At 72.7% G+C, this 25,048-nt stretch carries 14 protein-coding genes; 3 read left to right on the top strand and 11 right to left on the bottom strand.

Going from position 1 to position 25,048, the window contains the following annotated elements; translation table 11 throughout:
- Positions 1-60: 60 nt before the first annotated feature.
- The 5 genes from nudC to ACWD5F_RS40060 all read right to left on the bottom strand — a co-directional run bounded on the left by nudC (position 61) and on the right by ACWD5F_RS40060 (position 10,436).
- A complete protein-coding gene (gene nudC / locus ACWD5F_RS40040; RefSeq protein ID WP_402352036.1) occupies positions 61-1,002 on the bottom strand; it encodes an NAD(+) diphosphatase in 942 nt (313 codons plus the stop codon).
- 156 nt (positions 1,003-1,158) lie between these two features.
- Positions 1,159-2,562, bottom strand: coding sequence for a dipeptidase (locus tag ACWD5F_RS40045; protein ID WP_451261132.1), 1,404 nt, complete (start codon positions 2,560-2,562; stop codon positions 1,159-1,161).
- A 10-nt stretch (positions 2,563-2,572) separates the two neighbouring features.
- Complete coding sequence (locus ACWD5F_RS40050; RefSeq protein WP_451261133.1) at positions 2,573-6,157, bottom strand: UvrD-helicase domain-containing protein; 3,585 nt, start codon at positions 6,155-6,157, stop codon at positions 2,573-2,575.
- Positions 6,158-6,294: 137 nt separating this feature from the next.
- Complete coding sequence (locus ACWD5F_RS40055) at positions 6,295-9,783, bottom strand: ATP-dependent helicase (RefSeq protein ID WP_451261134.1); 3,489 nt, start codon at positions 9,781-9,783, stop codon at positions 6,295-6,297.
- 266 nt (positions 9,784-10,049) lie between these two features.
- Entirely contained in the window at positions 10,050-10,436 is a 387-nt protein-coding gene (locus ACWD5F_RS40060; protein WP_451261135.1) for an MGMT family protein, read from the bottom strand.
- A gap of 186 nt (positions 10,437-10,622) precedes the next feature.
- Between ACWD5F_RS40060 and ACWD5F_RS40065 the strand changes: the two genes are divergently transcribed.
- The 3 genes from ACWD5F_RS40065 (at position 10,623) to ACWD5F_RS40075 (ending at position 16,786) form a co-directional block, all read left to right on the top strand.
- Positions 10,623-13,379, top strand: coding sequence for a lysylphosphatidylglycerol synthase domain-containing protein (locus ACWD5F_RS40065; protein WP_451261136.1), 2,757 nt, complete (start codon positions 10,623-10,625; stop codon positions 13,377-13,379).
- A 140-nt stretch (positions 13,380-13,519) separates the two neighbouring features.
- Positions 13,520-15,067 carry an alpha/beta hydrolase gene (locus ACWD5F_RS40070; protein WP_451261137.1) on the top strand — a complete coding sequence of 516 codons (1,548 nt, stop codon included), beginning with the start codon at positions 13,520-13,522 and terminating at the stop codon, positions 15,065-15,067.
- A gap of 153 nt (positions 15,068-15,220) precedes the next feature.
- Positions 15,221-16,786 carry an alpha/beta hydrolase gene (locus ACWD5F_RS40075; protein ID WP_451261138.1) on the top strand — a complete coding sequence of 522 codons (1,566 nt, stop codon included), beginning with the start codon at positions 15,221-15,223 and terminating at the stop codon, positions 16,784-16,786.
- Between the two features lie 125 nt (positions 16,787-16,911).
- Here ACWD5F_RS40075 and moeZ read toward each other — a convergent pair whose 3' ends face one another.
- The 6 genes from moeZ to ACWD5F_RS40105 all read right to left on the bottom strand — a co-directional run bounded on the left by moeZ (position 16,912) and on the right by ACWD5F_RS40105 (position 25,017).
- The gene (gene moeZ / locus ACWD5F_RS40080) at positions 16,912-18,090 is read right to left on the bottom strand and encodes an adenylyltransferase/sulfurtransferase MoeZ (protein ID WP_451261139.1); all 1,179 of its coding nucleotides are present in this window, start codon (positions 18,088-18,090) and stop codon (positions 16,912-16,914) included.
- A gap of 63 nt (positions 18,091-18,153) precedes the next feature.
- Entirely contained in the window at positions 18,154-18,903 is a 750-nt protein-coding gene (locus tag ACWD5F_RS40085; protein ID WP_401713115.1) for a spherulation-specific family 4 protein, read from the bottom strand.
- Positions 18,891-19,853, bottom strand: coding sequence for an NAD-dependent epimerase/dehydratase family protein (locus tag ACWD5F_RS40090; RefSeq protein ID WP_451261140.1), 963 nt, complete (start codon positions 19,851-19,853; stop codon positions 18,891-18,893). The genes ACWD5F_RS40085 and ACWD5F_RS40090 overlap by 13 nt, the downstream gene beginning before the upstream one ends.
- A 130-nt stretch (positions 19,854-19,983) precedes the next feature.
- A complete protein-coding gene (locus tag ACWD5F_RS40095; RefSeq protein ID WP_451261141.1) occupies positions 19,984-21,372 on the bottom strand; it encodes a hypothetical protein in 1,389 nt (462 codons plus the stop codon).
- Complete coding sequence (locus ACWD5F_RS40100; protein ID WP_451261142.1) at positions 21,369-23,174, bottom strand: glycosyltransferase; 1,806 nt, start codon at positions 23,172-23,174, stop codon at positions 21,369-21,371. Before ACWD5F_RS40100 ends, ACWD5F_RS40095 begins: the two co-directional genes overlap by 4 nt.
- Positions 23,175-23,424: 250 nt before the next feature.
- Positions 23,425-25,017 (bottom strand): dipeptide ABC transporter ATP-binding protein, encoded by a 1,593-nt coding sequence (locus tag ACWD5F_RS40105; protein ID WP_451261143.1) that lies wholly within the window; start codon positions 25,015-25,017, stop codon positions 23,425-23,427.
- Positions 25,018-25,048 lie beyond the last annotated feature (31 nt).

Consider the following 25,048-nt stretch of genomic DNA (forward strand, 5'->3'; position numbering starts at 1 on the left):
CAGAGGAAGGCGGCCTCCGAGCCACGCACGTGTGTCTCGGAGGCCGCCTTCCTCGTTCGGTCAGACGCTCCTCGTCGGCAGCGGCTTGCCGTACCAGAGTTCGATCAGGCGGGCCGCGATGGAGATGCCGTACGGCGGGAGCACCTCGCCGGACTCGAAGGCCGCGCCCAGTTCGTCGCGGGAGAACCAGCGGGCCTCGTGGATCTCCTCGCCGTCCACGTCGATCTCGGTCGAGGTGGCGTGGGCCATGAAGCCGAGCATGAGGCTGGAGGGGAACGGCCAGGGCTGGCTGGCGACGTACTCGACCTGACCGACGGCGATGCCGGCCTCCTCGAAGACCTCGCGGCGCACCGCCTGCTCGATGGACTCGCCGGGCTCGACGAAGCCGGCGAGGGTCGAGAAGCGCCCCTCGGGCCAGTGGACCTGACGGCCCAGGAGGATGCGGTCCTCGTCGTCCGTGACGGCCATGATCACGGCGGGGTCGGTGCGCGGGTAGTGCTCGGCGCCGCAGGCCGGGCAGCGGCGGATGTGGCCGGCCGCCGCGATGGCGGTGCGCTCGCCGCAGCGGGAGCAGAAGCGGTGGGTGCGCTGCCAGTTCTCCAGTCCGACCGCGTGCACCATGAGGCCCGCGTCGCGCGGCGACAGGAGCAGACCGGCCTCGCGCAGGCCTGCCGCGCGGGCGGACTGGTCGATACGGCCGGGCAGGGCGTCCTTCTGGAGGGCGAAGTAGCTGACGCCGTCCTCGTCGGTGCCCAGGAAGTAGCGGTGTGCCTCGGTCAGGGGCGCCTCGAACGCGGGGGTCATGACGATCTCGGTGCGTCCGTCCGGGGTCTCGTCTATGAGGACCTGGCCGCCGGAGACCACGAAGCAGCGGGTTGTGGGGTGACTCCACGCCGCCGCGAGCCAGGCCTCGTCGAGCCGGTGGTGGGCGGCGCGGTCGATGCCGCTCGGGGCGGTGAGCGAGATGGGGCGGTCGGCGGTGTGGTCGGTCCAGGTGGTCACGTGTGCTTCCAACTCCCCCAGGGGAACGGGTTGTTTCGGCGGGCGGTTCGGCGGGACGTACGGCGGGAGGCGACCGGGTCCGGCCAGGTCGAGCGGTTCGGGACGGTTCTTCCAGTGTGCCCCTCGCATGCTGTGAGTCCGGACGGTGCGCGGTGGTCAGGGCGCACGGCGCCAGGTCTCCGCGAGATCGCCCCACAGGTACGCGGCTGTTTCGACGCCCTTGAGGAGCAGGTCGAGCTCGACCTTCTCGTTCGGTGCGTGCCAGCCGTCGGAGGGGACGGAGATGCCCAGGAAGAGCACGGGCACGCCGAGGACTTCCTGGAGGTCGGCGGCCGGTCCGGAGCCGCCCTCACGGGTGAAGCGGACGGGTTTCTCGAAGGCGCGGCCCATCGCGCGGGCGACGGACTGGAGGGCGGGGTGGTCCAGCGGTGTCAGGCACGGGCGCGTGGCGGCGCCGAAGACGATGTCGTGCCGGATGCCGGTGGGCAGGTGCGCGGCGACCCAGGCACGGACGGCCTTCTCGACGTGGTCGGGGTCCTGTCCCGCGACCAGGCGGAAGGAGAGCTTCACCATGGCCGAGGAAGGGATGATCGTCTTGCTTCCGGGGCCCTGGTAGCCGCCTCCGATGCCGTTGACCTCGGCGGTGGGGCGGGCCCAGACGCGCTCCAGGGTGGTGTGGCCGGCCTCGCCGTGGGTGGCGTGCGACTTGGCGGTGCGCAGCCACTCCGTCTCGTCGAAGGGCAGCTCGGCGAAGAGTTCGCGCTCGCGGTCGGTGAGCTCGACGATGCCGTCGTAGAAGCCGGGGATCGCCACGCGTGCGTGCTCGTCGTGGAGGGCGGCGACCAGGCGGGCCACGGCGGTGGCCGGGTTGGGCACGGCACCGCCGAAGGAGCCGGAGTGGATGTCCTGGTCGGGTCCGTGCAGCTGGATCTCGCACTCGGCGAGGCCGCGCATGCCGGTGCACACCGTGGGGGTGTCCTCGGACCACATGCCGGTGTCGGACACGATCACGGCGTCGGCGGCGAGCCGGTCCGCGTGCTCCTCGACGAGGGCGCGGAAGTGCGGGGAGCCGGACTCCTCCTCGCCCTCGATCAGGAGCTTGAGGTGGACGGCGGGGGCGGTGCGGCCGGTGGCGGCGAGGTGGGCGCGGACGCCGAGCGCGTGGAAGTACACCTGGCCCTTGTCGTCGGCCGCCCCGCGCGCGTAGAGGCGGTTGTCCCGGACGACGGGCTCGAAGGGCTCGCTGTCCCAGCCGTCCTCGCGGGCGGCGGGCTGCACGTCGTGATGGCCGTAGACGAGGACCGTGGGTGCCTCGGGGAGGTCGGAGGGCCACTCGGCGAAGACGGCGGGGGCGCCCGGCGTCTGCCAGACCTCGGTGGTCGGGAAGCCGGTCTCCTTGAGCTTGGCGGCGAGCCAGTCGGCGCTCTTGCGGACATCGGGCGCGTGGTCGGGCTGGGCCGAGACCGACGGGATGCGCAGCCACTCGGCGAGTTCGTCGAGGAAGGCGGCGCTGTGCTGCTCGATGTACGTACGGACGGCGCTGTCCGGGGTCTGGCTCATGGTCACGAGCCTATCGGCCCGCGCTGACATCCTCGGTGGGCGGTTCCTCACAGTTTGCTTGCCCGTCCGGCTCCTCCAGCAGCAGCCGTTCCAGGGCGGCCCGGTCCGGCAACCCCTCGGGACGTACGACGTCGCCGCCGCGCACGTACAGGAACGCGGCGCCGACAGACTCCAGCGGTACGCCCCGCTGCTCGGCCCAGGCCAGCCGGTACAGGGCGAGCTGGAGGGGGTCGGCGGTGCGGGTGCGGTTGGTCTTCCAGTCGACGATCTCGTACGTCGCCGCGTCGCCGTCGCCCTCTTTGTAGACGGCGTCGATGCGGCCGCGAACCACCCGGCCGGCGATGGCCAGCTGGAAGGGGGCCTCCACGCGGTAGGGCGTGCGGTGGGCGTACTCGGTGCGTTCGAAGGCGTCCTTGAGGGCCTCCAGGTCGCGCTCGTCGGCGATCTCGGCCTCGCTGCCGGGCAGGTCGTCCGGTTCCAGCATGGGCAGCGTCAACGCCTCGAAGCGGGCCTCCACCCATGCGTGGAACCGGGTGCCTCGGCGTGCGGCGGGTTGTGGGGGGCGCGGCATGGGGCGCGCGAGTTCCCGTGCGAATCCGTCCGGGTCGGCGGCCAGGCGCAAGACCTGGGACGCGGTGAGCGACGCGGGCAGGGTGACGTCGGTGACGGCCTCACGGGCACGCAGGAGTTCGCCGGTCAAGGCGTCGAGGTCACGGTCCCAGGAGGCGATGGCGCGGGCCTCTTCGGGGGTGAGGCGGGGGCGGCGAGGGGTGGCACGCGAGCGCTCCGGGCTGACGGGGGTGTGCTCCGTAGGTACGCGCGCGTGCTCGGCGCGGTTAGGGGCCGCGGCCTGGCGGCGGTCCGGGGCGGTCGCCTGGTGGGGGACGGCCGGGCGGTCCGGGGACAGGGCGTCCCAGTCGGTCGGCTCCTCTTCGAGGAAGGGGACCTCGTCCTCGGCGCCGTACTCCTCCCCGTCCGGGTCGGGCGGTCCCTCGTAGCCCTCGTACGGGTCGTCGTCCGGTGGTGGCGGCCAGTCCGGGTCGCCGTGGTCGTCGGGGTCGTGGGTGGCCGCCGGATGGCCGTCCTCGTGGGAGGCGAGGTCCTCCAGGTGGGCGAGGACGGTCTCGGCGGCGGCGCGGCGGCGGGCGAGGGAGGCGTCGTCCAGGGGCAGGGGCCACACCTGGTCGGCGCCCTCCTGATGCAGGGCCGGGTTCTCCTCGTCCTCGGCGGGCTCGTCGGCCCAGGCCTCGATCTCGCCGAAGCCGGCCGCGCAGTGCTCGTAGAGGTCCTGGAGGAACTCGGAGGGTCCGCGCGGCTTCTTCTGGCTGGGGCCCCACCAGTGGCCGGAGCCGAGGAGCAGGGAGCGAGGGCGGGTGAAGGTGACGTAGCCGAGCCGGAGTTCCTCGGTGTGCTGGTGCTCCTTCATGGACTCCTGGAAGTCCTTCAGGCCCCGGGAGGTCCAGGAGTCGATGTCGGGCAGGGTGTCGGCGTCGCCGCGCAGTTCGTGCGGGAGCGCCTTTCCCTGAGCGGTCCACTTCTCGCGGCCCCGGGCGCTGGGGAAGCTGTCGGCGACCAGGCCCGGGACGGCAACGACGTCCCACTCCAGGCCCTTGGACTTGTGCGCGGTGAGCACCTTGACGGTGTTCTCGCCGCCGGGCAGGGCGTTGTCGAGGCCCTTCTCGTACTGGGCGGCGGTGCGCAGGAAGGCAAGGAAGGCGAGCAGGGTGGCCTCGCCGTCGCCCGCTGCGAACGAGGCGGCCACGTCGAGGAAGTTGGAGAGGGTCTCGCGGCGGCGCGCGGCCAGCGCGTGCGGGGACGCCGACAGCTCCACCTCCAGGCCGGTGACGGCGAGGACCCGGTGCAGGACGTCCATCAGCGGGTCGGCCAGCGAGCGGCGCAGGTCGCGCAGTTCGGCGGCGAGGCGGGCGAAGCGCACGCGCGCGTCCGGCGAGAAGGGCAGCCCGTCGTCGTCCCGCTCGGCATCGAGCGGCATCTCCAGGAAGGTGTCCAGGGCGTCCGCCAGCGATATCACCTCGGACGGGTCGACCCCCTCGACGGCCTCGGCGAGCCGGCGGTCCCGGTCGTCGCCGGCGTCCACGCGTGCGTGCGCGACGAGGAACCGGGCGCGGCGCCCCAGGAGGGCGAGGTCGCGCGGGCCGATGCGCCAGCGGGGGCCGGTGAGCAGGCGGACCAGGGAGGCGTTGGCGCCGGGGTCCTGGAGCACTTCGCAGACGGCGACGAGGTCGGCGATCTCGGGCAGGTGCAGCAGCCCGGACAGGCCGACCACCTCGACGGGCACGTCCCGGGCGACGAGCGCGCCCTGGATCTGCGCGAAGTCGGTCGCGGTGCGGCACAGGACGGCGATCTCGCCGGGCGCCTTGCCGGTGCGGACGAGGTGGGCGATCGAGTCGGCGAGCCAGTCCATCTCCTCGGCGTGGGTGGGCAGCAGCGCGCAGCGCACTGTCCCGTCGCGTTCGGCGCCGGGGGCCGGGCGGAGGGCCTCCACGCCCGCGTGCATGGCGCGCAGGGGCTCGGCGAGGCCGTTGGCCAGGTCGAGGAGGCGGCCGCCGCTGCGGCGGTTCTCGCTGAGCGACTGGCGGGTGGCGAGGCGGCCGTCGGGGTGCGCGAAGTGCTCGGGGAAGTCGTCCAGGTTGGCGACCGAGGCGCCGCGCCAGCCGTAGATCGCCTGGCAGGGGTCGCCGACCGCGGTCACCGGGTGGCCGGTGCCGCCGCCGAACAGCCCCGCCAGCAGGATGCGTTGGGCCACCGAGGTGTCCTGGTACTCGTCGAGGAGGACCACGCGGAACTCCTCGCGCATGATCCGGCCCACCTCGGGGATCCCCGCGAGCCGCGCGGACAGGGCGATCTGGTCGCCGAAGTCGAGCAGGTCGCGCTCGCGTTTGGCAGCCCGGTAACGGACCACCAGGTCGGCGAGTTCACGGCGCGCGGCGGCCGCCTCGGGGACCTTGCGCAGGTCGGCGTTGGTGAGCTTGACGCTCTCCAGGGACCGCAGCAGCCCGGCGTCGTACGCGCGCAGGGCCTCGGGTCGTACGAGGTGTTCGGCGAGTTCGGCGTCGAGCGCGAGCAGGTCGCTGACCAGGTCGGCGAAGGAGCGGGTGAGCGCCGGGTAGGGGCCCGGCGCCTCGCGCAGCACGCGCGCGGCGAGCTGGAAGCGGGTGGCGTCGGCGAGCAGACGGGAGGTCGGCTCCAGCCCTATGCGCAGGCCGTGGTCGGTCAGGAGACGGCCGGCGAAGGCGTGATACGTCGAGATCACCGGCTCGCCGGGCGGGTTGTCCGGGTCGATGACGTCGGGGTCGGTGACGCCCGCCTTGATGAGCGCCTTGCGGACGCGCTCGGCGAGTTCGCCCGCAGCCTTGTTGGTGAACGTGAGCCCGAGAACCTGCTCGGGCGCGACCTGACCGGTGCCGACCAGCCACACCACGCGGGCCGCCATCACCGTCGTCTTGCCGGACCCGGCTCCGGCCACGATCACCTGCGGGGCGGGCGGCGCGACGATGCAGGCCGTCTGCTCCGGGGTGAAGGGGATGCCGAGGAGCTCCTTGAGCTGATCGGGATCGGTGATACGGGCGGGCATGTCGGAGAGGCTAGCGGCGCGCACTGACAGTGGCGGACGAATCGCCCCTCGGGCCGGGAGAGATGCTGGTCAGCACGTGTGGTGCGACGGGTCACACCGGCGCGTTCACTCCACCAAGGCCCCCTCGGGCTGCGCGCTCACTCCACCACGTGCCGCCCCTCGGGCTGCGCGCTGCACGACGCCCGGAACGCGCAGTGCGAGCAGTGCTGTCCGGCGGTCGGGGTGAACCGTTCGTCGAGGACCTTGCCGGCCGCGGTGGCGAGCAGGTCGCCGACCCACTCCCCCTCCAGCGGCTCCTGCGCCTGCACCTTGGGCAGGGTCTCGCCGCCGTCGCGCTGGGCGGCGCCCTGGCGCAGCTGCACGAGTTCGGCCCCGCCCGGCTCGGGCCGTACGCCGTCGAAGGCCTCGTCGACCGCTCCCTCGCGGACGGCGAGCTGGTAGACGGCGAGCTGCGGATGGTGGACGACCTCGGCCTTGCTGACGGCCTGTTTGCCGGTCTTGAAGTCGACGACGTACGCACGGCCCTCGCCGTCCGCCTCGACGCGGTCCATCTGGCCGCGGATGCGCACCTCGTAGTCGCCCGCTCCGATGGTGACGTCGAAGTCGTGCTCGCTGGCCACGGGCGTGCGCCCGGTGCGGTCCATGACGTGCCACTTCAGGAAGCGTTCGAGCGCCACGCGCGCGTTCTCCTTCTCCTGCGCCGACTTCCAGGGCGCGTCGAAGGCGAGCGCGTTCCACACGGAGTCGAGGCGCTCCATGAGGACGGCGAGGTCGGCCGGGGTGTGTCCGGAGGCGACCTCGTCGGCGAGGACGTGCACGACGTTGCCGAAGCCCTGGGCGACGGTGGCGGGTGCGTCGGCCTTCACCTCGCGGCCCAGGAACCACTGCAGGGCGCAGGTGTTGGCGAGTTGGTCGAGGGCGCTTCCGGAGAGCACGACGGGGTGGTCGCGGTCGCGCAGCGGCACCTTGCTCTCGGTCGGCTCGTACATGCCCCACCAGCGGTAGGGGTGGGCCGACGGGACGAGTGGGCGGCCGTCGTCGTCGGCGAGCGCGGCGAGGCGGGCCAGCCGGTGGGCGGCGGCCTCCCTGAGGGTGTCCGAGACGCGCGGGTCGACCGTCGTGGCGCGCAGTTCGGCGACGAGCGCGGCGACGGACAGGGGGCGGCGCGGGCGGCCGGTGACGTCCTTGGGCTCGACGCCGAGTTCGGTGAGGAAGCGGGAGGGCTGGTCGCCGTCGTCGGCGGGTGCCTTCACGGCGGTGACGACGAGTCGCTCACGCGCGCGCGTGGCGGCGACGTAGAAGAGGCGGCGTTCCTCGGCGAGCAGGGCGCCCGGGGTGAGCGGTTCGGCGAGTCCGTCGCGACCGATGCGGTCGGCCTCCAGAAGGGAGCCGCGGCGGCGCAGGTCGGGCCACAGGCCCTCCTGGACGCCCGCGACGACGACCAGGCTCCACTGGAGGCCCTTGGAGCGGTGCGCCGTCATCAGGCGTACGGCGTCGGGGCGTACGGCACGCCGCGTGAGGGTGTCGGCGGCGATGTCCTCGGCGTCGATCTCCGCGAGGAAGTTGAGGGTGCCCCGGCCACCGCTGCGCTCCTCCGCGCGGGCGGCGGTCGCGAACAGCGCGCACACGGCGTCGAGGTCACGGTCGGCGTTGCGCCCGGCCGCGCCACCGCGCCGCGCGGACCGCTCCAGACGCGCCGGCCACGGAGTGCCCTCCCACAGGTCCCACAGCGCCTCCTCGGCGCTGCCGCCGCCCGCCAGTCGCTCACGGGCCTTGCGCAGCAGCGCGCCGAGGCGTTGGGCACCCCGGGCGTACGCGGGGTCGTGCGCGACCAGGCGCTCGGGCTCGGCGAGCGCCCGCGCGAGCAGGACGTCCGACGGCGGCGGCAGCGCGTTGCCGGCGGCCCGCTCCTCGTCGCGCAGAGCCCGCCCGAGGCGGCGCAGGTCGGCGGCGTCCATGCCGGCGAGGGGGGAGGCGAGCAGGGAGAGGGCGGTCTCGGTGTCGAGCCAGGAGGTGTCCGACGGCGGCTCTTCGGGAGGCTGTTGCGGCCCGTCGGAGGCATCCTCGGAGGCGTCCACCGCGACACGTACGTCATCGGCTTCCGAGGCGCGTACGGCATCGGCGTCCCCGTCCGAGCGCACGGGTGCCTCCGCATCCGCGCCCTCCTCGGGGTCCGTCGTATCGGCGCCCGCCTCGGAACCCGTCGTCTCCGCGCCCCCTTCGGGACCCGCCGCCTCCGCCGTCGCCACCGCCCGAAGGGCCGTCAGCAAAGGCGCCACCGCCGGTTCGTGGCGCAGGGCCAGGTCGTCGCCGTCGATGTCCAGGGGCACGCCGGCCGCGGTGAGCGCGCGGCGGACCGTCGGGATCGTGCGGGACCCGGCGCGCACCAGGACGGCCATCTCGCCCCAGGGAACGCCGTCCTCCAGGTGGGCCCGGCGCAGGATGTCGGCGATGTTGTCGAGCTCCGTACCGGGCGTCGGATACGTGTACACCTCGACGCGGCCGCCGTCCCGGACCGGGGCGAGTTCGCGGTGGGCGCGGACCTTCTCCGCCGGGAGCCGGGTCAGCGGCAGGCGCTGGGTGAGCAGCCGGGTCGCGGTGAGCAGGCCGGCGCCGGAGCGGCGGGAGGTGCGCAGGACCTCGACGGGCGCCGGGCGGCCGTCCGCGCGCGGGAAGGCGTCCGGGAACTCCAGGATGCCGTTCACGTCGGCGCCCCGGAACGCGTAGATCGACTGGTCGGGGTCGCCGAAGGCGACGAGGGTGCGGCCGCCGCCTGCCAGGGCGTGCATCAGCCGTACCTGCGCGGGATCGGTGTCCTGGTACTCGTCCACCAGGACGGTGTCGTAGCGCGCGGCCAGTTGTGCGGCGACCTCGGGTTGGCGGGCGAGGAGCACCGCGCGGTGGACCAGTTCCGCGTAGTCGAGCACGCCCTGGAGGTCGAGCACGTCGAGGTACTCGGCGAGGAAGGCGGCGGCGGCGCGCCAGTCGGGGCGGCCGATGCGGCGGGCGAAGGCGTCCAGAGCGCCCGCGTCCAAGCCGAGTTCGCGGCTGCGGGCGAGGACCGCGCGGACCTCGTCGGCGAACCCGCGGGTGGTCAGACAGGCGCGCAGTTCGTCGGGCCAGCGCACGTGCGCGAGGCCCAGCCCTTCCAGGTCGGGCTGCCCGGCGAGAAGTTCGCGTACGGCGACGTCCTGTTCGGGACCGGAGAGCAGCCGCAGCGGCTCCACGAACAGATCGGCGTCCTGGTGGGCGCGGACCAGGGAGTAGCAGAACGAGTGGAAGGTGGTCGCCTGGGGGGCGCGGGCGGCTCCGGTGCGGGCCGCCATGCGGTCGCGCAGTTCGACGGCCGCCTTGCGGCTGAACGTCAGCACCAGGATGCGTCCGGGGTCGGCGCCCCGGTCGATCCGGGCGGCCACCGACTCGACGAGCGTGGTCGTCTTTCCGGTGCCCGGTCCGGCGAGGACCAGCAGTGGTCCGGCCCGGTGGTCAACCACCGCGCGCTGTGGCGCGTCCAGACGAGGGGGAGCCGGTCGGTCCGGTGGGGTTCGTACCAGTCGGTAAGCGCCACGGTCCCCCTGACGCACCTGGGGGTGCGCCAGGCGCCTGGTGGAGGAAGAGGAGCTCACGTGGTTCGCCGGTCCTGGTGGTTGTGCTGGTTGTCGGGCCACCGCGCGTGCAGGGCGGTGATCGCGGGGTGAGCGGGACGCGTGCAGCCGACGCTACGCCGACGGATTCCCTGGAAGCAGCGCTTCCGCTTCTTCCCACAAGACGCTCACGGCACGCGGGTCACGTGCGCCCCCTGCTCCACGAACGTACGTCATGCCACGGACGTGCCCCCGTTCCCCCGTACGGATCACGCGGCGCACCCGGGGGCGCCGTATGCCGGAAGCTGTCAGGTGTGACCGTCCGCGCGCTCGCCGCCGTCCCACCGCGCCCGCCTCATGTCGACGCGCGGCAGATGGCCCTCCGCGGCCCTGCTCGCCTCTTTGAGAGGCGTGCCCTCGGACCGGTAGTGGCCGAGGGCCTCCAGTTCGTGGCCCGGCAGCAGGACGCCGTCCGCGCGCATGACGCGCCACCACGGAACGGCACTCCCGTAGAGGGCCATCACCCGGCCGACCTGCCGGGGGCCGCCCTCCTCCAGCCACTCGGCCACGTCTCCGTACGTCATGACACGCCCGGGCGGAATCAGTTCGGTGACCTCCAGGACGCGCTCGGCGTACTCCGGCAGCGCGTCCGGGGGCTCGGGGTGGATGTCCCGCGGCAGGCTCTCCTCGCTCATCCGGCCCATCCTGCACCACGCCACCGACAATGTGACGAGCCCGCCACGGTGGGTGTCCCTCGCCCCCAGACGGCGCATCGGGCAGACTGTGCGCCCCCGCATTTGCACCCTGATGCCCCCGTGTGTCGGTGGGGCATGCCACCATCATGCGGGCGGTGACCGGTGATACGAGATCAAGAAGAGACGATGAAGCAACAGGGTGCGCACCCGGAGGATGCGGAAAGCACCTCTGACGCTTCGTCGCGCCCGGACACCGCCGACGGCGAAAACACGACCGCGGACGAGACGGCCGCCAAGGACGTCGATCGAGGCGTCCAGGAGGACGCCGACTGCACCGACGAGGTGCACAGCGAAGAGGTCGAGGGCGACGAACCGCTGCTCCCCGCGCGCGTGCACCGCCCCTCCGACCTGATGCGCCTCCTGGTGGGCGTGCTGGCCGTCGCCGTACTCCTCGCGATCGCCGCGTTCGCCCACGGCACCACCTCCGGTCTCGAACAGGACATCAACAAGGGCACCGGGCAGGCGCCCGATCTGCTCATCAAGATCGCCGGTCTGGCCTCCAGCATCGCGATCCTCCTGGTGCCCGTCGCCTTCGCGATCGAGCGCCTGATCAAACGCGACGGACTGCGCATCGCCGACGGCGTGCTCGCGGCGGTCCTCGCGCACGGTGTGACCCTGGCCACCGACCTCTGGGTCGCCAAGGCCGCCCCCGGCTCCATCCAGGAGGCGCTCACCCAGCCCTCCCCCGGTGACATCCACGCCCTCACGGACCCGGTGCACGGCTATCTCGCGCCGGTCATCGCCTACATGACGGCCGTCGGCATGTCGCGCCGGCCGCGCTGGCGCGCGGTGCTGTGGATCGTGCTGTGCCTGGACGCCTTCTCGATGCTCGTCACCGGGTACACGACGCCGTTCTCGATCATCCTGACGGTCCTGATCGGCTGGACCGTCGCCTACGGGACGCTGTACGCGGTCGGCTCGCCCAACGTGCGTCCCACCGGGCGCACGCTGATGGCCGGGCTGCGGCACGTGGGCTTCCGCCCGGTGAGCGCCGCGCGCGAGGAGGTGCCGGAGACCTCCGAGACCGGCGACCGCGGCCGGCGCTACTTCGTCACCCTCGAAGACGGTCCACCCCTCGACGTGACGGTGGTCGACCGCGAGCAGCAGGCTCAGGGCTTCTTCTACCGCGCGTGGCGCAATCTGACCCTGCGCGGCTTCGCCACCCGCAGCAGCCTCCAGTCGCTGCGCCAGGCCCTGGAGCAGGAGGCGCTGCTCGCGTACGCGGCCATCGCGGCCGGCGCCAACGCGCCCAAGCTGATCGCGACCTCCGAACTGGGCCCCGACGCCGTCATGCTCATCTACGAGCACACCGGCGGGCGCACCCTGGACTCGATGTCGGACGAGGAGATCACCGACGAGCTGCTGCGCGACACGTGGCGCCAGGTGCAGGCCCTGCAGTCCCGGCGGATCGCGCACCGCAGGCTGGTGGGCGACGCGATCCTGGTGGATCGTTCCGGCACGGTGATCCTCACCGACCTGCGCGTCGGAGAGATCGCGGCCGGCGATCTGCTGCTGCGCATGGACATCTCGCAGCTGCTGGTGACCCTCGGTCTGCGGGTGGGCGCCGAGCGCGCGGTGGCCTCCGCGGTGAGCGTGCTCGGCCCGGACGCGGTCGCCGACTGCCTGCCGATGCTGCAGCCCATCGCGCTCAGCAGGACCTCACGCGCGACCCTGCGCAGGCTGGCCCGGGAGCGGGCCCAGCGCGAGCGTGAGGCGGTTCTGGAGGCGTCCCACCAGGACAAGCAGGCCCGCCTCGCCGCGGCCGGGCACGACCACACCACGCCCGTACTCGAAAAGCCCGACAAGAAGGCCGCGCGCGCGGAGCAGCGGGCCGAGAAGCGAGCCATCGACGACGCGCTGGAGGAGGCGCGCGAGGACGACCTGCTCACGCTGATCCGGCACGAGGTGCTGCGGATCAGGCCGCAGGCACCGGTGGAGCCCGCTCGCCTGGAGCGGGTGCGGCCGCGCACGCTGATGAGTTTCATCGCCGGTGCCATCGGCGCGTACTTCCTGCTGACGCAGCTCACCCACATCGAGCTGGGGCCGCTCGTGGCCAACGCCGAGTGGGGCTGGGTCGCGGCGGCCGTGCTGTTCTCGGCGGCGAGCTACTTCGCGGCGGCGATGGCGCTGCTGGGGTTCGTGCCCGAGCGGGTGCCGTTCCTGCGGACCGTGGGGGCGCAGGTCGCCGGCTCGTTCGTGAAGATCGTCGCGCCGGCCGCCGTGGGTGGTGTCGCCCTCAACACGCGCTTCCTGCAGCGCGCGGGGGTGCGGCCGGGGCTCGCGGTGGCGAGCGTCGGCGCCTCGCAGCTGTTCGGACTCGGCTGCCACATCCTGATGCTGCTGTCCTTCGGCTATCTGACCGGTACCGAGAAGACGCCGTCGCTGTCGCCGTCCCGGACGGTCATCGCGGGTCTGCTGACGGTCGCGGTGCTCGTGCTGGTGGTCACCTCGGTGCCGTTCCTGCGCAAATTCGTCGTCACGCGCGTGCGGTCGCTCTTCGCGGGTGTCGTGCCGCGCATGCTGGACGTGCTCCAGCGGCCGCAGAAGCTCATCACCGGCATCGGCGGCATGCTGCTGCTGACCGCCTGCTTCGTGATGTGCCTGGACGCCTCGATCCGCGCGTTCGGCCAGGAGGGGACCTCGATCAGCATCGCGAGCGTCGCCGTCGTCTTCCTCGCCGGCAACGCGCTCGGTTCGGCGGCCCCGACTCCGGGCGGTGTGGGCGCCGTCGAGGCCACCCTGACGGTCGGTCTGATCGCCGTCGGCCTCCCCAAGGAGGTCGCCGCCCCCTCCGTGCTGCTGTTCCGGCTGCTGACGCTGTGGCTGCCGGTGCTGCCGGGCTGGCTGGCCTTCAACCACCTCTCGCGCAAGGGCTCCCTGTAGGACGTACGCGCGCGTACGTCGCAGTCGTCATCGCCTCGCGTACGCACTCGGCGTCACCCCGCAGTACGCACGCGTGGGCGCCGTACCTCGTACGGCCCGTGCCCCGAGCGCTCCGTCGCGTGCGACCGCAGGATGGGACCATGCCGAACCCTCCTCGCCTGCGGGCCGTTGCCCTGACCGCCTCCGTCGTGCTGCTGTCGTCCGTACTGACGGGCTGCGGCAACGACGACCCCAAGGACGAGGATCTGTCGGCCCAGACGCTCGGCTGGAAGGACTGCCCGGCGCCGTCCCAGGCGGAGGGTGGCGGCGGTGCCCCTTCGCCACTGGCGGGCGGCGACGAGTGGCAGTGCGCCACCCTGAAGGCACCGCTCGACTGGGACAAACCCAAGGGCGACACGATCGGTCTGGCACTGATCCGGGCGAAGACCAGCGGTGACAAGAGCAAGCGCATCGGCTCGCTCGTCTTCAACTTCGGTGGCCCCGGCGGCTCGGGCGTCACCACGCTGCCCGCCTTCGGCGCGGACTACGCGAAGCTGCGCACCCGCTACGACCTGGTCAGCTTCGACCCGCGCGGAGTCGGCCGCAGCGCCCCCGTGGAGTGCGAGAACGACCAGCAGCTCGACGCGTACTTCCAGCAGGACGCGACCCCCGACGACGCAGCCGAACGCACCGCGCTCCTGGACAACACCAAGAAGTTCAACGCGGCCTGCGAGAAGAACTCCAAGAAGGTGCTGCCGCAGGTGCGCACCACCGACGCGGCCCGCGACATGGACCTGATGCGGCAGGTGCTCGGCGACACCAAGCTGCACTACTTCGGCATCTCCTACGGCACCGAACTCGGCGGTGTCTACGCCCACTTGTTCCCCAAGAACGTGGGACGCGCGGTGTTCGACGGAGTCGTCGACCCCACGCAGAACTCCGAACAGGGCTCGCTCGGCCAAGCCGAGGGCTTCCAGCTCGCGCTCGACAACTTCGCGAAGGACTGCACGTCGAAGGTCGAGGACTGCCCGGTCGGCGACACCGCGCAGGACGTCAAGGACCGCATCGCCAAGCTGCTCAAGGACCTCGACAGCAAGCCGATCCCGGGCATCCTCCCGCGCGAGCTGACCCAGACCGCCGCGACCAACGGCATCGCGCAGTCGCTGTACTCGAAGGACTTCTGGGAGTACCTGACCGAGGGCCTGGAGCAGGCGTACGACGGGGACGGCAGGATCCTGATGCTGCTGTCCGACTCGATGAACGGGCGCAGCGAGAACGGCGAGTACAGCAATATCTCGGCGGCCAACATCGCCATCAACTGCGCCGACGACAAGCCCCGGTACACCTCGGACTTCGTGCAGGAGAAGCTGCCGGAGTTCCGGGCCGCATCGCCGCTGTTCGGCGACTTCCTGGCGTGGGGCATGGTCAGTTGCACCGACTGGGCGGTGGCGGGCGCGGCCGACCATCCCGACGTGAGCGCGGCCGGCTCGGCGCCGATCCTCGTCGTCGGCAACACCGGCGACCCGGCCACGCCGTACGAGGGCGCGCGCAAGATGGTGGACGCCCTCGGCAAGGGCGTCGGCGTCGAGCTGACGTACAAGGGCCAGGGGCACGGCGCCTACGACAGCAAGAACAAGTGCGTGCAGAACGCGGTGAACGGCTATCTGCTGGACGGGAAGGTACCGGCGGCGGGCACCGTCTGCTCCTGAACCCGGCCTTGCCCACCATCTCCCGAATTCCAGGAAAACGTGCAGGTCAGGAGGTTATTCACAGCTCTCCGCAGGCTCGGCGTGATCCGCCTACTATGGCCTGACCGCCGTCGGCCGGCCGATGTGCCGGCGGCTCGTGAGGGGGGAACGCACATGGCGCGACTCGTACGGTGGGCGGCGCTGGGGGCCGCCGCCGCGCTGCTGGTGGGGGGTTGTAGCGGCGGCTCGTCGTCCGACGACGGCAAGGGGGACGGAGACACGGGCGCGGCGGCCACGCCGTCGGCCGACTCCTCCGACTCCGCCGGTACGAGCGCCGTCCTGCCCGCCTCCCTGACCGCGCAGCGGCTCGACTGGGGACGCTGCAAGGCCACCGCCGACTCCTCTGCGCCGGGCAGCGACTGGCAGTGCGCGACGCTCAAGGTGCCGCTGGACTGGTCGAAGCCGGACGGCGAGACGATCGGCCTCGCGCTGATCCGCGGCAAGTCCCGTGGCGACAAGCCCATCGGCTCGCTCCTGTTCAACTTCGGCGGTCCCGGCGGCTCCGGTGTCTCCACCCTGCCGTCGTACGCGGCCACGGCCTCCTCCCTGCGGGAGCGGTACGACCTGGTGAGCTGGGACCCGCGCGGGGTCGACCGCAGCGAGGGCGTGCGCTGCCGCGGCGACAAGGCGATCGAGGCCGCCGAGGACATCGATGCCACCCCGGACACCCCGGCCGAGGAGAAGGCGTACTTCCAGGACGCCCTCGACTTCGGCAAGGGCTGCAAGAACGCCACCGGCAAGCTGCTGGCGCACGTGTCGACGACGGACACCGCGCGCGACATGGACCTGATGCGCCAGGTCCTCGGCGACGCGAAGATGCACTACTTCGGCATCTCGTACGGCACCGAACTGGGCGGTGTGTACGCCCACTTGTTCCCCAAGAACGTGGGACGGCTGATCCTCGACGCGGTCGTCGACCCCAGCGCCGACACCGTGGGCCACGCGGAGAACCAGTCCAGAGGCTTCCAGCGCGCCCTCGACGACTACCTCAAGTCGACCGGGCAGGACCCGAAGCAGGGCACCCGGAAGATCGCGGACCTGCTCGACCGGCTCGACGCGAAGCCGCTGTCGACGTCGTCCGGGCGCGAGCTCACCCAGACGCTGGCCGTCACCGGCATCGTCCTGCCGCTCTACAGCAAGGCCGGCTGGCCGACGCTGACCAGCGCCCTCGACGCGGCCGAACAAGGCGACGGTTCGGAGCTGTTGGACCTCGCCGACGGCTACAACGAACGTGACACCTCGGGGCACTACGGCACGACGACCCACTCCCAACGGGTCATATCGTGCTTGGACGACAAGCAGCGGCCGACCGCCGAGGAGACGAAGAAGCTGCTGCCGACGTTCGAGAAGATCTCGCCCGTGTTCGGGGACTTCCTCGGCTGGGACACGGCCGGCTGGTGCCACGACTGGCCGGTGGCCGGGCAGTACGACACCCCGGAGGTGAGTGCGCCCGGCGCGGCGCCGATCCTGGTGGTCGGCAACACCGGCGACCCGGCGACACCGTACGAGGGCGCCCGGAAGATGGCCGACGAGCTGGGCAAGGGCGTCGGCGTGGAGCTCACCTGGAAGGGCGAGGGGCACGGTGCGTACGGGAGCGGGAGCGACTGCGTCGACTCCACGGTGAACGCGTATCTGCTGAAGGGGACGGTCCCGAAGGACGGCAAGGTCTGCGCCTCGTAGCGCCTTCACTCGCGGCCCGCACGCTCGCGGCCCTGGCCCGAGTCGGGGCAACGGAAAGGGGCCCGGCACCCACGGTGCCGAGCCCCTTTCGAGAAGGCCTTCGCCTGGTACACCAGGCTGTTCGCCTAGTAGACCGGCTTGTCCGGCTCGATCTGGTTGACCCAGCCGATCACGCCGCCGCCGACGTGCACGGCGTCGGAGAAGCCCGCGGACTTCAGGACCGCGAGGACCTCGGCACTGCGGACACCCGTCTTGCAGTGCAGGACGATCTTCTTGTCCTGCGGGAGGGTCTCCAGGGCGGTGCCCATGAGGAACTCGTTCTTCGGGATCAGCTTGGCGCCCGGGATGGAGACGATCTCGTACTCGTTGATCTCGCGGACGTCGATGATCTCGATGTTCTCGCCGTCGTCGATCCACTCCTTGAGCTGCTTGGGAGTGATCGTCGAGCCGGCGGCCGCCTCCTGGGCCTCCTCGGAGACGACGCCGCAGAAGGCCTCGTAGTCGATGAGCTCGGTGACGGTCGGGTTGTCGCCGCAGACCGCGCAGTTGGGGTCCTTGCGGACCTTGACCTGGCGGTACTGCATCTCCAGGGCGTCGTAGATCATCAGGCGGCCGACGAGGGGCTCACCGATGCCGGTGAGGACCTTGATGGCCTCGGTGACCTGGATGGAGCCGACGGACGCGCACAGCACGCCCAGGACGCCGCCCTCGGCGCAGGAGGGGACCATGCCGGGGGGCGGGGGCTCCGGGTAGAGGCAGCGGTAGCAGGGACCGTGCTCGGACCAGAAGACCGAGGCCTGGCCGTCGAAGCGGTAGATCGAGCCCCACACGTACGGCTTGTTCAGCAGCACGCAGGCGTCGTTGACCAGGTAGCGGGTCGCGAAGTTGTCCGTGCCGTCGACGATCAGGTCGTACTGGCTGAAGATGTCCATCACGTTCTCGGCCTCGAGCCGCTCTTCGTGGAGGACGACGTTCACGTACGGGTTGATGCCGAGGACGGAGTCGCGCGCGGACGCGGCCTTGGAGCGGCCGATGTCGGCCTGGCTGTGGATGATCTGACGCTGCAGGTTCGACTCGTCGACCTCGTCGAACTCCACGACGCCGAGCGTGCCCACGCCCGCCGCGGCCAGGTACATCAGCGCCGGCGAGCCCAGGCCGCCGGCGCCCACACACAGCACCTTGGCGTTCTTCAGCCGCTTCTGCCCGTCCATCCCGACGTCCGGGATGATCAGGTGGCGGGAGTACCTGCGGACCTCGTCTACGGTGAGCTCAGCAGCTGGCTCGACCAGGGGTGGCAGCGACACGGGGACTCCGTTGATCGGTCAATCACTACGGTTGTTCTCCCTGTAACACTGCCATGCCCATCTTCATTCCGAGACACCCGTCCCGACCCGCGAGACGATGTCGTCCCAGTAGCCGGGCAGGGTCTCCCAGGGATCGGCGCGTCCGCCTCTGTCTGTGCGGTCGGTGAAGTAGATCGTCGCCGCGCCCTGCCAGCGGGCGATGCGCAGCGCCTCTTCGAGGTGCGGGCCGGGCACGCCGTGGACGAAGTGGCAGAAACGCTCGGGTGGATGGTCCGCGGTCCACTCGGCCACCTGCGACCACCGGTAGTCGCTCCAGGACCCGGCGAAGGTCACCAACTGGTCCCCGCACTCGACGTACCCGGGGTGCGGATGGGTGCCGTGGCCGAGGACGACATGAGCGTCGTCGCAGATCGAGCGGAGCGTGTCGACGGTGCGGCCGATCTCCGGGAGCGAGGCGCGCTCGGTCGGGCAGCGGTCCACGAGGAAGCCGTCGACCCGGTACCAGTCGCGGTAGCGGTGCGCGTCGGAGATCAGCTCCCCGAAGGTGCGGGCCCCGTAAGCGCTGTCGAGGTTGCCGAGGACCCGCACGCCCGCGTTGCGCAGCCGCCCGGCCGCCTCCAGGCAGTGCGGGTCGGGGCGGGCGCCGGGGCCGTCGGCGACGTCGAGGACGACCCAGTGCAGGGGCGTGCCCGGGCGGGTGAGTTCGGCCCACTCGGTGGGAGCGACCAGGGGGTGGGCGTAGCCCGGGATGCCGAGCCCGGTGCGGACGTCGGTGCTCGCGGTGCCTGCCCTGGTGCTGGTCAGATACGGCATGCCGCCTCCATCCAGATGTCGGCCAGGGACTCTTCGAGGTTGATCCGGGGCCGCCAGCCGAGCCGGTCGCGCGCGGTGCGCACATCGGCCTGCTGCCAGCTGCCGCAGCCGTCCGGGTACGGGTACGCGACCGGGGAGGCGTGGTCGGACTCGGTGCGGGGGTGGCCGATGCCCGACCGCATCAAGGGGCCGGGCGGGCCGTCCAGTTCGTGGAGGGCGCCGCCGTATCCGGCCACCCGCGCGAGCGTGGCGGCGGCGTCGCGCAGTCGGACGGCGCGGCCCGAGCCGATGTTGATGACGCCCTGGGCGGCGGAGAGCGAGGCGGCGTGCACGGCGCGCGCCACGTCGCGTACGTCGACGAAGTCGCGCTGGGCGCCGAGGCCGGCGAGTTTCAGCTCGCCGTCGCCGGACTGCATGGCGCGCCGCATGGCCTCGGCGAGCCGCCCCAGCGGCGAGCCGGCGGGCGTACCCGGACCGGCCGGTGAGAAGACCCGCAGCACGACCGCGTCCAGGCCGGAGCCGAGGACGAGTTCGGTGGCGGCGAGCTTGCTGACGCCGTACGGACCGCCGGGGCGGGGCACGGCGTCCTCGGCGGTGGAGGAGCCGGGCTGGCTGGGGCCGTACTCGGCGCCGCAGCCGATCTGCACCAGCCGGGCGCCGCAGCCGCTGCGGCGCAGGGCCTCGCAGACGGTGGCGACGGCGACGGTGTTGTGCCGCGCGAGTTCACGGGCGCCGCCTCGGGTGGCGCCGGCGCAGTTGACGACCACGCCGGGATGGACCGCGTCGAAGAAGCGGGTGAGGGCGCCGGGGCTGCCGGACGCGAGGTCGAAGCGGACGTCGGCGTCGTCGCCGCGGCCGAGTGCGGTGAGCTGGACGGCCGGGTCGGCGAGCAGACGGTCGGCGACGAAGCGGCCCAGGTAGCCGTTGGCTCCGATCAGCAGGACTCTCATCGCACGGCTCCCGGAGCCGAGGGTTCGGGTCGGGAGGTGATCATTTGGTGTTCTCCTTCAGCGAGGGTGGTGCCGTTGCCTCGGGGTCGGGCGCCCGCGGCGCGGTGGGCGGTGGGCGGGGCGTGCCGGATCAGCACGGCCGGTCGGCCGGTGCGTGGGCCGAGGCCCGGGTGAGGGTGCGGGTCGTGTGGACCAGCAGGGTCAGGGCGGCCGCCGCGCAGGCCAGGGCCGGGACGCTGCCCGGGCCCGTGGCGTCGACGAGGGCTTCCACGGGGGTGGCGAGGAAACCGCAGCCGGGAAGGCGGGCCGCGAAGACCGTGACCAGGGCTGCCGCCTCGGCGGTGGCCGTGACGGTGAGGACGAGCGCGGGTGCATGGGTGAAGCCGTGCGTGGTGAGGAGGCGGGCGAGGAACAGGAGGGCGCCGAGGGTCAGGGCCTGGGCGTAGGCCGCGGGCTGGTCCAGTGCGGTGGCGCACACGGCGAGCAGGGCCGCCAGGGCGCACAGGAACAGGGCGAACGTGCCGAGCAGCAGCGGCCGTACGGAGGCGGCGAAGTCCGCCAAGCCGCGGCTGGCCGTCAGTCTGCGCCGGGCGCGCGCGGTGAACAGGTGAGCGCTCCAGGCGGCGGGGGCGCAAGCGAGGGTGAGTGCCAGGACGGGGGCGGTCGCGACGGGCCAGGGGCCGTCGGCCGCGCCGGTGGGCAGGCTGTCGGGGCCGCCGCCGACGGCCGCGCTCAGGAGCCCGTCGCCGAACAGGGCGTAGGCGACGAGCCAGCACGCCCACAGGCCGGTGCCGGGGGTGTGCGGGGCAGGTCCCGAAGACGTGCGGTCGGGCATGCCCAGCGGGCCGCGGGCGAGCGCCGCGCGCAGGCCGAGAGCCACGGCGAGAACGCCGACGACGGCCACGATCAGGCGCGGCCGACCGTGGGTGAAGGGCAGGCCGATCACCGTCGCCGCGCACAACGCACCCGGCAGGAGGGCGAGCAGGGCCCAGCCGGCGCGCGCGCCCGGGGCCGAGGGGGCCTCGGGGGTCGGCCGCGTCTCCTCGCCGTGGGAGGCGCGGGCGTACATCTCCTCCGCGAGCGAGAACACGTCCCGGTGCCGGAAGCGCGTCGCGGTCCGATCGGTGACGCCGTGCGCCTCCAGCCCTGCCGCGATCTCCAGCGGGTCCACGGCCCGTTCGCACAGGTCACGGTGACGGTGCATCAGCGCTTTGACAGGGTCGGCGGTGGTGGCGCGGCGACGGGTGGCGGGGGCTTCGGAGCTCGGTGCGGTGGGCGAGGTTGAGGCTGCGGCGGCTGTGGTGCCGGATGCTGCGGGAAAGGCTGCGGCAGCATCTGCGCCGGTGCGCCCCTGTCCCACGCTCCCGTCACCACGCCCCACGCTCGCGTCACCAAGCGCCGCACCCCCGTCCCCGTCGCTGGGATCCGCGTCGCCGCCGACCCACTCCCCCGACCGTTCGTCCCACGCCCCGGGGTTGGTCGGCGTGCCGGGTCGGTCCAGTTCTCCCAAGTCGCTCATCGGGCCCCCTCCGCAGCAGGTGTCGCGGTAGGCGTCGCGGCGGGTGCCGTGGCCGGTGTCGCCGTCGTCGCGCGAACCGGGGCGCCCGCTGCCCAGCCGGGTCCGCCGCGGGCGACGACGCGGGCGGCGGGGCCGGTCCAGCGGCCCGGTACGTGGGCCTCGGCGGGGGCGGCGAACGGCAGCGGCTCCCCGGTGTCGTCGAGGACGACCCGGCGTACCGGCGTCTGCGAGACGATCTCCAGGTAAATGCCGTGAAATGCCGTGATGTTCTGCTCGACGGTGAACAGTTCGAGCGCCCGCGCGCGGGCGGCGGCGCCCAGGCGTGCACGGCGCTCGGGGTCGCGCAGCAGCGTCACGCACGCCTCGGCGAGCGCCCGGGGGTTGCGCGGCGGTACGACGAGCCCCGTGCCCCCGATGACCTCCACCACCGCGCCGACGTCCGTGGACACCGTCGCCCGCCCGCAGAACATGGCCTCGACCAGAGTGATCGGGAAGCCTTCGACCACGCTGGACAGCACGGTCACCGAACCGGCGGCGTACGCGTCGGCCGGCGAGGGCACCTCCGGCCCGCCGATCTCCTCGAAGGACACGGGGTTGTCGCCGACGGCGTGCATCCCGTCGGCCTCGTCGGGGAAGAGCTGCGCGGCGAGCGCCCGGCAGTGCCCCAGGTAGGCCGCGCCCTCCTCGCCGGCCGGCGTGCCGACGATCCGCAGCCGGGTCTTCGGCTCCTCCTTGCGGATCTCCGCGAAGGCGTGCAGCAGCGACACCAGGTCCTTGGTGGGCTCGACCCGCCCGACCCACACCAGCGTGTCGGGGTCCGCGCACTCCGGGGACTCCCCCACCTCGGCGAAGTGCGTGGCGTCCATGCCCGGGTAGACCGTGCGGAGCTTGGCCCGGTCGGCGCCGCAGCGCTCCTGCCAGCGGCGGGCGTGCGTGTTGCCGGGCGTGACGATCGTGGCCCGGTCGTAGATCTCGGCGGCGAGCCTGCCGTGGAAGGCGGCGAGCAGGGACCGTACGGCGGGGGGCGCCTCGGCGGCGGCCAGGTAGTGCGTGCGCAGCCGCACCCCGTACTCGGTCACCAGCAGGGGTACGCCGAAGAAGTGGCGGGCGAGCAGCCCGGGCAGGGCGGCCGGGCCGCCGGACGCCGCGTGGCACAGGTCGACCGAGCCGAGCCCGTCCTCCTCGCACCAGTCGAGCGAGAGGGGGCGCAGGGCGCGTTCCAACTGCGCGGCCACGGCGAGCAGATCGGGTACGCGCGCCTCACGCGCCGTGCGCAGGGCGCCGGGCGCACGACAGGCGCGCTCAAGGGCGCTCACGGCGGCCTCGGAGCGCAGCGCGCCCACCAGTCCGCCCTCGTCGCGGGCGAGTTCGGCGAGCCCGTACAGAGCGCTGCCGAAACGGTCCGCCTGAGTGGCGGAGGCCTCCTCGGAAGAACCGGAGGGAGAGGAACCGGAAGCATCGAAGGAGCCACCCGCGGAAGAGGCGTCGCCCGCGGAACCCGAGGAACCGGAAGGCCCCCCGACACTCCCCGCACCCGCACCCGCTCCGGCCCCCGCACACAGCGCGGCCGCCAACTCGCCGTAGTACTCGGCGAACCGTCGGCGCGCCCGGCGCCCGTAGCTCACCCCGTCGTCCTCCGCGCCCCACAGCGGAGCCGTCCGCACCCGGCTGACCTGGGGCGGCAACTCGACCCAGCCCTCGGCCTCCTGGCGCTCGCTGCGGCTGAGCGCGTAGATGTCGAACTCGTGCTGCCCGAGCCCGCGCACGAGCCGGTCGCACCAGAGCCTGGCGTCACCGCTCACATACGGATAGCCACCCTCCGTAAGCAGTCCGATGCGCACAGGTGCACCCCCGATCTCCCGTATGGGGAGCCGCCGTTGACCCGGCGACTCGCAGCGGGACGAACGTATGCGGACAAGGCGGTGGCGCGACGGACGGTTGTCCGTCGCGCCACCAGAAGGGGTGAACGGTCGTAACTTTCCCGTGCGGATCGCGTTCGATCGCGCTAAGGGATCAAGCAGTTACGTTCCGTCAGGCAGCGGCCAGCTCTCGTCAAGCGGCGGCCAGCTCTCGTCGCGCGGCCCGCCGCCGGGCCGCGACCTGCGGGTCCAGTGCCGGTACGGCGGCCAGGAGCTGTTTGGTGTACGGGTCTTGAGGGTTGTCGTACACCTCGTCGGCCGGGCCGGACTCGACGATCCGGCCGCGGCGCATCACCGCGACCCGGTCGCTCACCTGCCGCACGACGGCGAGGTCGTGCGCGATGAAGACGAGCGCGAGTCCGAGTTCGCGCTGCAACTCGCCGAGCAGAGCCACCACCTGGGCCTGGGTGGTCACGTCCAGCGCGGAGACGGGCTCGTCGCAGACGATCACGCGCGGGTCGGCCGCCAGCGCCCGCGCGATGCCCACGCGCTGGCGCTGGCCCCCGCTGAACTCGTGCGGGTAGCGGTCGTAGTGCGCCCCTTCGAGTCCCACGCGCTCCAGCAGTTCCGTCACGCGCCCCCTGATCCGCTTCTCGTCCCGCTCGCCACGCGCGCGCAGCGGGTCGGCTATCGACTCGCCCACGCTGCGGCGGGGGTTGAGGGAGGAGACGGGGTCCTGGAAGACCATCTGCACGGCCGGCCGCACACCCACGCGCGCGTGGCCCTCGTATCGAACCTCCCCCGCCGTCGGCTCCAGCAGCCCGACCAGCATCCGCCCGAGGGTCGTCTTGCCGCTGCCGCTCTCACCCACGATCCCGACGGTCTCGCCCCGCCGGATCGTCAGCGACACGTCGTCCACGGCCGTGAACGCCCGCTTCCCGCGCCCGAATTCACGCCTGAGCCCGACGGCCTCCAGGACGACCTCCTCCGAGGGCTGCGAAGGTGCTCGTGGCGCGTCCACGCGCGGGACCGCAGCCAGCAGTTCACGTGTGTACGGCTGGACGGGCGCCCCCAGGACGTCGGCGATCGCCCCGTGTTCCACCACGCGCCCGTGCCGCATGACGAGCACGTCGTCGACGCTCTCGGCGGCGACGCCCACGTCGTGCGTGACGAGCAGCAGCCCCATGCCGGTCTCCTCGCGCAACGTGTGCAGCAGGTCGAGGATCTGGGCCTGGACGGTGACGTCGAGCGCGGTGGTCGGCTCGTCGGCGATCAACAGGTCGGGCTCACAGGCGAGCGCCATCGCGATGAGCGCGCGCTGACGCATGCCGCCGCTGAACTCGTGCGGGCGGGACCGCGACCGGCGCTGTGCGTCCGGAATTCCCACCCGGTCCAGCACCTCCACGGCACGCGCGCGTGCCGCTCGCCGAGACACGCGCGTGTGCACGCGGTACACCTCGGCGATCTGGTCACCGATCGCGTAGTACGGGTCGAGCGAGGACAACGGGTCCTGGAAGACCATCGCGGCCTTCGCACCGCGCAGCCGCCGCAGTTCGTCCTCGGACGCCTTCTGTACGTCGACGCCGGCCACCTCGATCGAGCCGCCGACCCGTGCGCCCGTGCCGCGGTGCAGCCCGAGCAGGGCCGAGGCGACGGTGGACTTGCCGGAGCCGGACTCGCCGACCAGGGCGACCGCGGCCCCTTGCCTCAGGCTGAAGGAGAGGCCGTCGACGGCCCGCAGGTCGCCGAACTCGACGGACAGATCCGTGACTTGGACGAGATTCACGTCAGCACCACCCGGACTCACCTCAGGACCA

Source organism: Streptomyces sp. NPDC002499 (genome assembly GCF_053595415.1).

Excerpts from the sequence above, each read along its gene's own strand:
- ACWD5F_RS40070 (WP_451261137.1), top strand. The coding sequence starts at position 13,520 with ATGCCGAACCCTCCTCGCCTGCGGGCCGTTGCCCTGACCGCCTCCGTC.
- ACWD5F_RS40085 (WP_401713115.1), bottom strand. The coding sequence starts at position 18,903 with ATGCCGTATCTGACCAGCACCAGGGCAGGCACCGCGAGCACCGACGTC.
- ACWD5F_RS40060 (WP_451261135.1), bottom strand. The coding sequence starts at position 10,436 with ATGAGCGAGGAGAGCCTGCCGCGGGACATCCACCCCGAGCCCCCGGAC.
- ACWD5F_RS40090 (WP_451261140.1), bottom strand. The coding sequence starts at position 19,853 with ATGAGAGTCCTGCTGATCGGAGCCAACGGCTACCTGGGCCGCTTCGTC.
- ACWD5F_RS40045 (WP_451261132.1), bottom strand. The coding sequence starts at position 2,562 with ATGAGCCAGACCCCGGACAGCGCCGTCCGTACGTACATCGAGCAGCAC.
- ACWD5F_RS40065 (WP_451261136.1), top strand. The coding sequence starts at position 10,623 with ATGAAGCAACAGGGTGCGCACCCGGAGGATGCGGAAAGCACCTCTGAC.
- ACWD5F_RS40075 (WP_451261138.1), top strand. The coding sequence starts at position 15,221 with ATGGCGCGACTCGTACGGTGGGCGGCGCTGGGGGCCGCCGCCGCGCTG.
- ACWD5F_RS40050 (WP_451261133.1), bottom strand. The coding sequence starts at position 6,157 with ATGCCCGCCCGTATCACCGATCCCGATCAGCTCAAGGAGCTCCTCGGC.
- ACWD5F_RS40095 (WP_451261141.1), bottom strand. The coding sequence starts at position 21,372 with ATGAGCGACTTGGGAGAACTGGACCGACCCGGCACGCCGACCAACCCC.